The organism is Psychrobacillus sp. FSL K6-4615, assembly GCF_038008225.1.
In the GTDB taxonomy this organism is placed as follows: Bacteria; Bacillota; Bacilli; order Bacillales_A; family Planococcaceae; genus Psychrobacillus; species Psychrobacillus psychrotolerans.
Genome location: NZ_JBBOYQ010000001.1, coordinates 2398607 through 2411047, shown reverse-complemented (window position 1 = coordinate 2411047; position 12441 = coordinate 2398607). Strand labels below are relative to the sequence as shown.

The 12441-nt window shown below is 36.0% G+C and carries 12 protein-coding genes; 7 read left to right on the top strand and 5 right to left on the bottom strand.

Annotated features, from left to right (window positions below; translation table 11 throughout):
• Positions 1 to 55: 55 nt before the first annotated feature.
• Positions 56 to 580 carry a cysteine hydrolase family protein gene (locus tag MKX53_RS11960; protein WP_340911486.1) on the bottom strand — a complete coding sequence of 175 codons (525 nt, stop codon included), beginning with the start codon at positions 578 to 580 and terminating at the stop codon, positions 56 to 58.
• 336 nt (positions 581 to 916) lie between these two features.
• Here MKX53_RS11960 and MKX53_RS11955 point away from each other — a divergent pair, with 336 nt between their 5' ends.
• Genes MKX53_RS11955 through MKX53_RS11945 form a run of 3 tightly spaced genes read left to right on the top strand, consistent with a single transcriptional unit; the run spans position 917 to position 2885 of the window.
• Positions 917 to 1564, top strand: coding sequence for an HAD family hydrolase (locus MKX53_RS11955; protein WP_340913343.1), 648 nt, complete (start codon positions 917 to 919; stop codon positions 1562 to 1564).
• On the top strand, positions 1561 to 2178 hold the full coding sequence (locus MKX53_RS11950) for an NUDIX hydrolase (RefSeq protein ID WP_340911484.1): 618 nt from the start codon (positions 1561 to 1563) through the stop codon (positions 2176 to 2178). The genes MKX53_RS11955 and MKX53_RS11950 overlap by 4 nt, the downstream gene beginning before the upstream one ends.
• Before the next feature lie 47 nt (positions 2179 to 2225).
• Entirely contained in the window at positions 2226 to 2885 is a 660-nt protein-coding gene (locus MKX53_RS11945) for a uridine kinase family protein (protein ID WP_340911482.1), read from the top strand.
• A gap of 182 nt (positions 2886 to 3067) precedes the next feature.
• Here the strand turns inward: MKX53_RS11945 and pilM are convergent, their stop codons facing one another.
• Entirely contained in the window at positions 3068 to 5203 is a 2136-nt protein-coding gene (gene pilM / locus MKX53_RS11940) for a pilus assembly protein PilM (RefSeq protein ID WP_340911481.1), read from the bottom strand.
• A gap of 165 nt (positions 5204 to 5368) precedes the next feature.
• On the opposite strand from pilM, the gene MKX53_RS11935 reads away from it, so the two are divergent.
• The gene (locus MKX53_RS11935) at positions 5369 to 6454 is read left to right on the top strand and encodes a bifunctional 3-deoxy-7-phosphoheptulonate synthase/chorismate mutase (RefSeq protein ID WP_093536848.1); all 1086 of its coding nucleotides are present in this window, start codon (positions 5369 to 5371) and stop codon (positions 6452 to 6454) included.
• A 137-nt stretch (positions 6455 to 6591) separates the two neighbouring features.
• Positions 6592 to 7590 (top strand): catabolite control protein A, encoded by a 999-nt coding sequence (gene ccpA, locus MKX53_RS11930; protein ID WP_340764507.1) that lies wholly within the window; start codon positions 6592 to 6594, stop codon positions 7588 to 7590.
• Positions 7591 to 7614: 24 nt separating this feature from the next.
• Here ccpA and MKX53_RS11925 read toward each other — a convergent pair whose 3' ends face one another.
• The 3 genes from MKX53_RS11925 to MKX53_RS11915 are packed head-to-tail and all read right to left on the bottom strand — an operon-like array spanning position 7615 to position 10100.
• Entirely contained in the window at positions 7615 to 8787 is a 1173-nt protein-coding gene (locus MKX53_RS11925; protein ID WP_340762960.1) for an acetoin utilization protein AcuC, read from the bottom strand.
• On the bottom strand, positions 8784 to 9431 hold the full coding sequence (locus MKX53_RS11920; RefSeq protein WP_340911480.1) for an acetoin utilization AcuB family protein: 648 nt from the start codon (positions 9429 to 9431) through the stop codon (positions 8784 to 8786). The genes MKX53_RS11925 and MKX53_RS11920 overlap by 4 nt, the downstream gene beginning before the upstream one ends.
• 36 nt (positions 9432 to 9467) lie before the next feature.
• Entirely contained in the window at positions 9468 to 10100 is a 633-nt protein-coding gene (locus MKX53_RS11915; RefSeq protein WP_340911478.1) for a GNAT family N-acetyltransferase, read from the bottom strand.
• 172 nt (positions 10101 to 10272) lie between these two features.
• Between MKX53_RS11915 and acsA the strand changes: the two genes are divergently transcribed.
• Positions 10273 to 11991 carry an acetate--CoA ligase gene (gene acsA, locus MKX53_RS11910; RefSeq protein WP_340911476.1) on the top strand — a complete coding sequence of 573 codons (1719 nt, stop codon included), beginning with the start codon at positions 10273 to 10275 and terminating at the stop codon, positions 11989 to 11991.
• 111 nt (positions 11992 to 12102) lie between these two features.
• Entirely contained in the window at positions 12103 to 12438 is a 336-nt protein-coding gene (locus MKX53_RS11905) for a DUF4181 domain-containing protein (protein ID WP_340911475.1), read from the top strand.
• Positions 12439 to 12441: the final 3 nt, after the last annotated feature.

The following is a 12441-nucleotide window of genomic DNA, read 5'->3' as shown; positions in this document are numbered from 1 at the left end:
TTTGATGGTCCTGTTTAACTAAAGCACCCGTTAGTTTAAGTACAACCCTTCACAATCAATTGAATTTTATCTCATTACTCGGATAAACATCTGCAAACCAATTTAAGGCACTATTATGATGATTTATAATTTGTTGTGCAGTTAACTCATTAGAATCCCAGGTACTATGTGTATCTGAAACTAAAGTCACCTTATATCCCATACTAAATGCCCTTCTACACGTTGTATCTACACAAAGTTCCGTTTGAATCCCAGTAATGTATAAATGTTCAATTCCCTTTTTTTTCAACTCTTCATCTAAAGATGTATTAAAAAATGAATCTGGAGTTGCTTTTTGTATTATTATATCTTCATTTTCGGGGGCAATATCAGAATGAATTTTCCACCCCTCTGTTCCCGATTCTAATGGTTTTCCAGTAGGTGCATTATGCTGGATATAAAAAACTGATGTCTCAGTTAATCGTGCTTTTTTTAATAAATCATTTAATTTTTTTAATAATCTATCACCATTAAAGACAACATTTCCTTCTTGAAACATTCCATTTTGAACATCAATAATTAGTAACGCCTTTTTTGTCATATTCATCCCCCTAATACAGAATATACGTTCTATATATATTATAAATATTCGAACATTCTTCTTCAACTAACCTGCCCCGTTAGTTTAAGTGAACACTTTCACAAGCCTATATTTATTTATTTATTTTATCATAAATTTCCAATACGATTCGGAAACCTATTCTTCGCAGTCATTAACGATTATCAACCTCTTTCTTTAACAGAGCCTTGTTTTTAAAAAAATAAGAGGGGATTTCCTGTTCCTATAGAATTTAAGTAAGAGATAGGCAATTGCAATTACGCTGCTTTAAAACGTCATTGATTGCATATTTGATTTTTGTAGAACATGAGGAGGACTATTATGAAGGCAATTATATTTGATTTTGATGGAACATTGGCTAATACTTTACCTATTTGTTTTTATGCTTTTCAAAATGTGTTTAAAAAGTTTGATAATAAGGATATTTCTTCCGATGGTATAAAGGATATGTTTGGTCCTTCTGAAACAGGTATTATAAGAAAAAATTTGTCTAATGCAAATAAAGAAGAGGCAATTGAATATTACTACGAAACGTATTCTGAACATCATAATAGATTAGTAGAGACTAATCTTGAAATTCTAGAATTGCTGAATTACTTGAAAAAGCTAGATATTAAAATAGGGATTTTTACTGGAAAAGCAAAAAGAAGTTTAGATATTTCTTTAAAAGAATTGAATATGGATGAATTATTCGATGTTATCATAACTGGAGATGATGTGATAAATCCGAAGCCAGATTCAGAGGGGCTGATAAAAGCATTATCTATATTAGGAGTAAATAATTCGGATACAATTTACATAGGTGACAGTGATGCTGATATAGTTGCTGGGGTACAAGCTAATGTGTACACCATTGGGGTACAGTGGTTGTCAGAGTATCAAACATCTACATTTAGTGAACAACCCAACTTGATAATTAAAAGTATAAAAGAATTTAAAAGTTCCTTTAAGTTAGGTATCTTATGAGTAAACAATGGTTAGAGTGGGCAAAAAGAATACAAGCTTTGTCTCAGTCAGGGCTGGCATTTTCTAAAGATATATATGATATCGAACGTTATGAAGAATTACGTGAGATTAGTATAGAAATTATGAGAGAACATACTGAATTAGAAATGGATAAAATTAGGGGTTTATTTACAAATGAAACTGGCTATCAAACTCCTAAAGTAGATGTACGTGGTGTGGTTTTTAAAAACAATCAAATTTTAATGGTAAGAGAAAATATAGATGATAAATGGGCTTTACCAGGCGGGTTTTGTGATATAGGACTATCCCCATCTGAGAATGTGATGAAGGAAATAAAAGAGGAATCAGGCTTTGATGTACTACCAATAAGACTAATTGCTTTAATGGATAAAAATAAACATCCACATCCTCCTGAAGCTTATCATTATTATAAGATATTTATATTGTGTGAAATTATTGGGGGAAAACCTACCTTAGGAATTGAAACGAATAGTATTAACTTTTTTTCGGAACATAATTTACCGCAGCTTTCTACGAATAGAAATACGGAGTCACAGATTAAAACGCTCTTCGAGTTTCTGAGGAATCCACAAAAAGAAACGATATTAGATTAAAGTAAAGCTGGATTGATATTAATATTTCAGAGCAGAAGAGGTGACGTATGGAGAATGTAATACATAAAATAGCCAATTGGATAAGCGCGACGGATAAAAGAATTACTATTGGAATTTCAGGACATGGTGCATCTGGAAAGACAACACTTGCATATAATCTTATAAAGATTTTAGGGCAGGACTGTGTAAATTATATTAATACGGACCCTTATATTATTGGATCTCAACTTAGAAAATATGCGTTGATAGATTATGAATATCATAATGAAATTCATCATGATAAAATGACAGCTTGTCACCCTTCTGCACATAATATATTGGCTTTAGAGAGAGATATTCATATGATGAGAGATGGTTTAGATATTTATACAATAGGTACGAATTATTCAACGAGCAAGTTACTTTCTTCGCAAAATAATATTAATATAGTCGAAGGGATGAGCGTTGCATTTACAGATCCTACTCTATATGACCTCAAAGTCTATTTGTATACTGATGGAAAAACTGAGTTAACGAGAAGAGGTATACGTGATACTTCTAAAAGAGGAACAGATATAAATTATTTAAGAAAATCACATGAAATGCGTAGAATTCAATATGAATTATTCATGCATCCTTATCATCGGAATTTTGATGTCGTTTTAAAAAATTCCAATGAGGATTATTTTCTAGAAAAGGGTAATTTTGATGAACTTTTAAAGTGGTGATTATTTTAGTTGGAATTTTGAAGGGTTTAGTTGGAATAAACGGGACTGTAGTTGGAATTCTTGAGGCTCAAGTTGGAATAGGTAATTTTATACAAAATAAAAACGAGGACTGACTATGTCAGATGCTCGTTTTTTCATGCTTTTATGCAATTTAAAATTGTAGCCAATATCGAAGGGAGCTCTTATTCAAAGACAATGTCCAGTTGATCCCCACCGAATATTTCTTCATCGAAACGGGAAGGAGTTCCATTTTTTAAGATTTGGAAGGAGCCAGCTTGTTCAGGCATAGTCCATTCTGTAAAGCGAAAAACGTCTTGAAAGATCCAAGGGGAACTATTTATATCTTGCCACTGAATTTTCGATTCGTTCGCAATAATATCCGTTGAGGATAATTGGACGTTATTTTTATGAACAATTGCGCAATCTCTGGAAAGCTCTAGCGTGTTATTTTGGAACGTAATTTTTATCTGGTCTACCAGTTTTTTATCGAGTTGATTTGCCAGTTGTTCCAGTGTAGGTGAATTATGTGTTTCCATTTTTATAATATCATTCTCTTGTACAGAATAGGAAAGTTTTACTGGACTGCCATTTAGTGATAATTTGGTTGAAAATGTCGGGATAAAATGTTTTTTATTATTTATCGTGACGGTGTATGGATGGAGCTGAGTCAAATAATTTTCTTTATGAATTGCATACAAAACTTGTTCAACAGTTTGTGGAGTCTCCACAGTAATTTTGTCATTTTCTTGTAACATAGTGTCTAAAGATACTTTCTTGCCATTTATTTGTATGGAAGGTTCTACTATATACATAACTCCCTGGAATGTTATAGATTTAATAGTAGCATCATCTAAAAGATCTCGAACTGTGGCCATTCCTTCTTTTCCATCGATGCCCTCTAATAGTTCAATCTTATCGTTATTTTGAATAGATGATTTTGTATTGGTTTCTATACCATTCAGCTGAATAACGGCAGGCTTTCCATGCTCTCCGGGAATATGAATAACTTGTCCATTCACATGTACTGATAGGGCCGCACCAGGCTTTCCATAGAGTTTACGTGCAGAGATATTAGCGGCTAGTAAGGCATCTGTTATAGTCATTTCTTTGAGTTCAAATAACCGAACAATTTGATTGTTTACTTGTACAGACATATATTGGATTGGTGCACGCTTTGCAGCGATAGCAATACCAATAGGAGTCACCAATTCAGGTGTAATTGGGATATGATCTGCTTTCGTTAAGTTCTGAATGGCATCAATGCCACGAACAGCTACTCGATTGGCAGGTAAATTTAGTTTTTCAGCTAAAATACGAGGCAACGTTGGAGTCAAACTTCCTCCACCAACAAGCATTACCGCTTTTGTAGGTTTATTATTATTCAGTCGAAGAATTTCGTTTGAAATGGAACTAGCTAAAACCTCTATAGCTGGCTTTAGTGAGTCGACAACTTCTTCTTTTGGAATGTCTTGTTCGAAGCCTAAAATATCCTGAATTTGAATGAATTCTTCGGTATTAAGGGTTCTTTTTGCTTCTTCGGCTAATGGGAAGTCTAATAAGTAAATGTCACTTAAAGCCTCAGTAATTTCATCACCAGCCGTTGCAACCATTCCGTAGGCAACTACAGTTCCCAAATCTGTTATAGCAATATCGGAAGTACCTGCTCCAATATCGACTAATGCTACATTTAATCTTCTCATAGAAGGAGGGATCAACACATTAATCGCGGCAATTGGTTCCAGTGTCAATGCTTCCATTTCTAAGTTAGCTCGTTTTAATGCAGAAATAAGAGATTCTACTACTACCCGAGGTAGAAATGTAGCAATAACCTCTATAGATGCTTCGTTTCCTTGTTGATCAACTAGACTGCCTATTTCTTCTCCATCTAATCGATAATAGACAACACTGTAGCCTACACAATAATAATGATTGGTATTTTTGTCCGTACTGCTTTGAAGTAGGTTACTTTGTGCTTTTTGTACTGCTGATAACTCAAGTCGGCTCATATCGTCTTCTGAGAAGATAGGTCTATTTTTAATATCCATTATGACTTCAGCTTGCTCTGTTTTTAGTGCTCTACCAGCAGCAGCTACACTAACCTTTTCTAGCTTGCCATGCTTTTTTTCTAACTTTTCTTTGACAGACTGAATTATCTCAGCCACTTTTAAGACATTATGTATTTGACCGTCAACCATTGCTCTTTCCTTATGTTCTTCTACTAATATATCAACAACATGGAAAGACTCCCCATGCTCTTCTAAAATGATTCCCACTACGGACCTTGTCCCAATATCTAATGCAAATAATTTAGATGCCAAATTCCCACGTCCTCTTCTAGACAAATACTTTAACGAGTTGAATCGCTAAAATAAAATGCGTGACATTTTCTCATGCATTGATTATAATATGTCTTATATCTAAAAATGTATCACAATTTTCAGTCGTTATAAAGTACCGATGGAGAGAAGAGAGGAGAATTATCTATGAGTCATGTAGATTTAGACGCTTTACGCGCACGTGTTGATGAAATTAACGTAGAGATCTTACAGTTAATAAACGAAAGAACTGGTGTTATACAAGAGATTGGTAAAGTAAAAGAAAAACAGGGTGTTAATAGATATGATCCTCTTCGTGAAAGACATATGCTAGATCACTTGAAAGAAAATAACGCTGGACCACTTCCGCAATCAACTGTTGAGCATATTTTCAAAGAAATTTTCAAAACTGCATTGGAAATACAAGTAGATGATCAAAAGAAAGCACTTCTTGTGTCTCGTAAAAGAAAACCTGAGAGTACGATCGTTAATATTAATGGAGAACTTATTGGAACAGGTACACCATCGTTTGTATTTGGACCATGTTCAGTCGAGTCCTATACACAAGTGGCAGAGGTAGCAGCAGCTATCCAATCTAAAGGATTGAAGCTAATCCGTGGTGGAGCATATAAGCCACGTACTTCTCCGTATGATTTCCAAGGTCTAGGATTAGAAGGACTAAAAATATTAAAACAAATTTCAAAAGAATTTGGCTTGTCTACAGTTTCTGAGATTGTAACGCCAAGTCATTTAGACGAAGCATTAGACTATATTGATGTAGTTCAAATCGGTGCTCGTAATATGCAAAACTTTGAATTATTAAAAGCAGTAGGCTCTATCAATAAGCCAGTACTATTAAAACGAGGAATGGCTGCTACATTGGATGAATTCATCCATGCAGCTGAATATATAATGTCTCAAGGTAATGACCAGATTATTTTATGTGAACGTGGTATTCGAACGTATGAACGTGCGACAAGAAACACGTTAGATATATCTGCGGTGCCAATATTGAAACAGGAAACACATTTACCAGTATTTGTAGATGTAACACATTCAACGGGTCGTCGTGATATACTTCTACCTGCTGCTAAAGCCGCAATTGCTATTGGTGCTGACGGGGTAATGGCAGAAGTTCATCCAGATCCAGCTGTTGCTTTATCGGACGCGGCTCAACAAATGAACTTACAACAATTTGATGAGTTTTATGACTCTGTACAGAAATTCTTGAAAAATCATGAGATCCACGCATAGATAGTGAAAAAATTCACAAAACCGACTCTAATTTTAGAGTCGGTTTTACTATTTGATTGAAAGTTGGGAAGGTTATCAAGTATTATTAATATATATATAAATTTTTGTATGTAAAAAAGGTGAAGGAGGGATATATGTTGACTATTACAATTTACGATGTTGCCAGAGAGGCAAATGTATCAATGGCAACTGTTTCACGCGTTGTTAATGGAAATCAGAATGTGAAGCCTGCTACCCGTCAAAAAGTATTGGCAGTAATTGAACGACTGGATTATCGACCAAATGCTGTTGCACGAGGATTAGCGAGTAAAAAAACAAAAACGGTCGGCGTTATCATTCCCGATATATCAAATGTATTTTATGCAGAGCTAGTACGTGGTATTGAGGATATTGCAACGATGTACCGTTATAACATCATCTTAACAAACTCCGATCAGCAAGAAGATAAAGAAGTTCAACTACTATCTACACTACTTAGTAAGCAAGTAGATGGGGTAGTTATGATGAGTGATGAAATTTCCCCTGAGATGTTGCATGAAATGAACAGAGCAACCGTTCCAATTGTTTTAGCAGGAACAGTGGAAACATCGAACTCGTTTCCTTCTGTAAATATTGAATACCATGATGCAGCAGTGGACGCTGTGAATCGTCTGATTAAAAATGGACATAAACGCATTGCTTTTGTATCTGGATCTATTGATAGCACCATTACTAAACTATACAAGGTATCAGGTTATGAAAGAGCATTAAATGAGGCTAGTATCGAAATTGACACAGATCTTATAGTAGGTGTCAATAATACATACGACGATGGTCTTGTTGCATGGGATCAGTTACGAGAGTTAAAGGATCCGCCAACAGCATTTTTTGCTGGTAACGATGAAATTGCTATTGGTTTAATCCATGGTGCACAAGATAACGGATTACGCGTACCCGAGGATATAGAAGTAATGAGTTTTGAAAACTCGAAACTAACAAGAATGGTTAGACCTCAACTAACGAGTGTCGTATTACCATTGTATGATATTGGGGCAGTCTCAATGAGATTGCTGACGAAGCATATGAACAAAGAAAATATTGAAGAGAATAACGTAATTCTTCCGTATTGGATTGAGGAACGAAAATCAGTTAAATAAAAAAAACACCAGTAAACTAAACAGTTACTGGTGTTTTTTAAATGCTTGCTGATTTCGCAACTGGTAAAGTGCTTTATCGAGCATATGTTTATTTTTTTCGGTAATTTCTTCTTTACGTGGAATAGGTTCGTATAGCGGATTTGGATCTTGCCAAGTAGGGATGAGTGGGACTGGTGCTTCTTTCGACCATCGATCCAACCAACTTTTTGGTAATTCGCCTTCTGGCAATGGAATATCATTCATCTCCATCCATACGTAGGACCATGCACGAGGTACTACTCTCCAAATATCGTAGCCACCACCACCAACTGCAATCCATTTGCCATCACAAAATTCATGTGCGAGCGCATGCGCCAACTTAGGAATCTCTCGATAGATATTCATTGTTCCATATAAATGTGTAAGTGGATCAAAATAATGAGCATCTGCACCATTTTGGCTTAGAATGACATCCGGTTTGAATGCTTCTACAATTTCACGAAAACTTGTCCGGTATATATCTAAAAAGGACTCGTCTTCTGTAAATGCATCAATAGGGAAATTAAAAGACGTTCCGTAACCTTCTCCTGTCCCTCGCTCGGTAATATTCCCTGTGCCGGGGAATAGATATCTTCCTGTTTCATGAATTGAAATAGTGCATACATTTGGATCATCATAAAAGCTCCATTGGACACCATCTCCGTGGTGAGCGTCTGTATCTATGTAAAGAACACGAGCATTATACTTTTCTTGCATATACTTAATGGCGACAGAACTATCATTATAAATACAAAAACCAGATGCACGACCTTTAAAACCGTGATGAAGACCTCCACCTAAGTTTACCGCATGAGTAGACTTACCTTCCATTACATAGTCCACAGCAGTCAACGTTCCACCTACAAGGCTTGCGCTTGCTTCATGCATATCTGGGAAGATAGGGGTATCTTCCGTACCGATGCCGTAACTCTCATATTTAGTGCTATCGGCATCTATCTTGCTAGCTTCTTTTACCATTTCAATATAGTTTGCATCATGGACGAGAAGTAATTCCTCGTCCGTTGCTATTCTAGGAGAAACAATTTCTGATAAGGATAAAGCATTTACTTCTTTTAATAGATCCACCGTCAATGTTAGGCGTTTTTGGTTAAATGGATGAGTATCCGAAAACTTATAGCCTAATTGGTTTTCGGAAAAGACGAATACAGCATTTTTCATAGTCCCAGTCCTGGATGATTCGGCCATAATACCTCATAGCCTTCAGCACGAATAGATTTGATAAGTTCTAGTGGATTGATCGTCTTTACGCGAAGCACTAAGATTTTATAGTCGCTGTGATCCTTATCGGGATAAACTAATACACTTAATACATTGACTTTTTGCTCGTGGAAAACTTTTGAAACGTCGAACAGAACACCAGGCTTATTTGGAACTCGAATTTCAATTTGGGAACCTGGTTGATGTACACCTGTAAGTTCAATAAATTTGTAAAGTAAGTCGGACTCGGTAATCATTCCTACCAGTTTTCCATGTGATACGATTGGTAAACAACCAATTCGATTATCATAAAATATACTTGCAGTTTCCTCTACGAAATCTAGAGGATGGCCTGTGATTGGATTTTTAGTCATAATTTCTTCTAATGTACGATTATATATTTCAGGGTCTGATACATTTTGTAAGGTGGATGGAGTTGCATCTTTTAAATCTCGATCGGTCACAACTCCTAATACTTGACGCTTGTCATTAATAATTGGTAAATGACGTATTTTCTTCTCTTTCAGTAGTTTTAATGCATCATTTATCGTGTGATCCGGAGTTAGACTCGGTACGGAAGTATTCATGATTTGTTCAACTAGCATTGGCATGAACTCCTTTTGTCAGATAGTATTCAATGATTAATACATAAATCTATTCATAAATCGTAATTGGTCAAATTGTTGGATAGATTCATTGTCCACCCTGTTACCTATCTTCGCCATTAGACAATTAGCTGGATGGGAACTGATCTCAGGATCATCCGTTGCAAAATATTCAAGTCCACCCGCTTGCATCATTTTCTCCATTACTTTTCTATACTCCCAAACATTTAAACCAGTGCCTTTCAAATCCCAGTGCCAATAATACTCTGTCGTAATCGTAATATAATCTTCCATCGCATCATCCATCATGGAGACACGAAGGAGTGTTTTCCCAACTCCGGTGCCACGGAATTTTGGAATTACCTCGATTGCTCCTAATTCTATCAAATTTTCCATATTACCTTGTGACCACCTTTCTAAGGGGTCTGGATGTAAATATGTGCAATAACCTACAATTGTTTCTTGATCACGCACAATAATTATTCTTCCTTCAGGCAACTTGGCAATTTCAATAATTGCTTGATGCTGTTGTTTAGGTGCACGAAAAGCTACCAAATCCTCATGGAACTGAAGCCTGGCAATTTCCTCAGAAGGAACAGGACCCTCTATAATGACAGTGCCATGTACCGTCTCTTTCTGCATGGAGTTATACATTTTGGTATGTATCAAGGATTCACCACCCATTAATAGTATTGTAATTGTATTTATTATACATGATTTTAAACAGAGAAAGCGATTACCATAATTATTTGATAAAAGATTCAAAAAAGTAGAAAGATTAGCAAAAAGGGTAAAAAGTGTTGTAGAATGAAATAGTATAGTTATAGAAAGGGTGATTAGGATGAAGATGGAAACATTACAAGTAGTTCAAGGGGACTTTCAGTTAAAAAATTATGAGGAAACTGCAAAAAACTTTAAATGGGAAGATGCAGAAAAAGAGTTCTCATGGTATAAAACTGGCAAAGTGAATATGGCGTATGAAGCAATTGATCGTCATGCAGAATCCGATAAAAAGGATAAAGTCGCACTTCATTATCAAGATGTAGATCGTAAGGAATCTTATACATTTGGCGATATGAAAAAATGGACGGATAAAGCTGCAAATGTATACGTAACCCATTCAAATTTGTCAAAAGGGGATCGTCTGTTTATATTCATGCCGAGGTCACCAGAATTGTATTTTGCACTTCTTGGTGCTACAAAAATGGGGTTAATTGTTGGTCCACTTTTTGAAGCGTTTATGGAAGGCGCTGTTTACGATCGTTTACAAGATAGTGAAGCAAAAGCAATTGTTACAACACCGGAATTATTAGATAGAATTCCAATGGATAAATTACCTAAATTAGAGACGGTATTTATAGTTGGTGAAAATATAGAGGAATCCGATAAGTTCATCGATTTCAAAAAAGCTTTACATAATGCATCAGAAGACTTTGAAATTAGATGGGTCGATAGAGAAGATGGTCTGATTTTACACTATACATCTGGCTCCACAGGAAAACCAAAAGGGATTTTACATGCCCATAATGCGATGGTACAGCAATATCAATCGATGAAATGGGTGATGGATATAAGAGGTGACGATATCTATTGGTGTACCGCAGATCCAGGTTGGGTGACGGGAACGGCATATGGCATCTTTGGTCCATGGCTCACGGGAACTACCTCCCTTATTCTTGGTGGCAGATTTTCACCAGATGCTTGGTATAAAGCGATAGATGATTATGGAGTAACGGTATGGTACAGTGCACCTACAGCATTTCGTATGCTGATGGGAGCAGGAGATGCCATCGTTAAAAAGCATGATTTATCTTCATTACGTCATGTGTTGTCAGTTGGCGAACCGTTAAATCCGGAGGTTATCAAATGGGGTATGCAAGTTTTCAATAAACGAATCCATGATACTTGGTGGATGACAGAGACTGGTGCACTGATGATCTGTAATTATGGTTGCATGCCTATTAAACCAGGTTCAATGGGGAAACCACTTCCTGGAACTGAAGCAGCTATTATAGATAATCAGGGGAACATTGTCCCGCCTTATACAATGGGGAATCTTGCTCTTAAAAAGGGTTGGCCAGCCATGATGCGTCAGGTGTGGAACAATAAAGAAAAGTATGAGTCATACTTCATTAACGATGAGTGGTATTTCTCTGGGGACTCGGCTTATATGGATGATGATGGATACTTTTGGTTCCAAGGTCGAGTAGATGATGTTATTATGACTTCTGGCGAACGCGTTGGGCCGTTCGAAGTAGAAAGTAAATTATTAGAGCATCCAGCTATTTTAGAAGCTGGTGTTATTGGAAAACCGGATCCTGTCCGTGGCGAAATTATTAAAGCGTTTGTTGCGTTAAACGAAGGGTACGAACCATCGGAAGAACTAATAACAGATATTCAACAATTTGTGAAAAAAGGACTTGCTGCACATGCAGCACCTAGAGAGATCGAATTCAAAGATAAGTTACCAAAAACAAGAAGTGGTAAAATTATGCGCCGTGTATTAAAAGCTTGGGAGTTAAAACTGCCAACCGGCGATTTGTCTACTATGGAAGACTAGTAATCTAAGTCAATCTATTACTAGAATATATAAATACAAAATGGCACTGCACATAGCGGTGCTTTTTGTATTTATATTAGCTAACAAAAGGATGCTGAGGAGGTGAAAATTATGTATGGAACTGATTGGCTTGCCTTACTTCTCCTACTAGCGATTGTTATGTTACTATTCCTATTGTTTAATGCTGTTATGAGAAAATGGCTACAAGTCGAGAAGAAGAAACTGTTTTCATATAATCATATTAATGAGAAACACAAAAAAATGGATTGGACTATAAGGGTCGTCTTTCTAGTGGTACTGCTGCTAGGGAATTTCATAAATGTTACGAGGGAGCCAATGGAGTGGAAGTATGCAGTAAACAAAAAAGATTATATTTTTACAATCAGCCAGTTAATATTTGGAGTTCTATTAATACTAACGGTGATTCAGAATAATTTTGGGGATTGATTT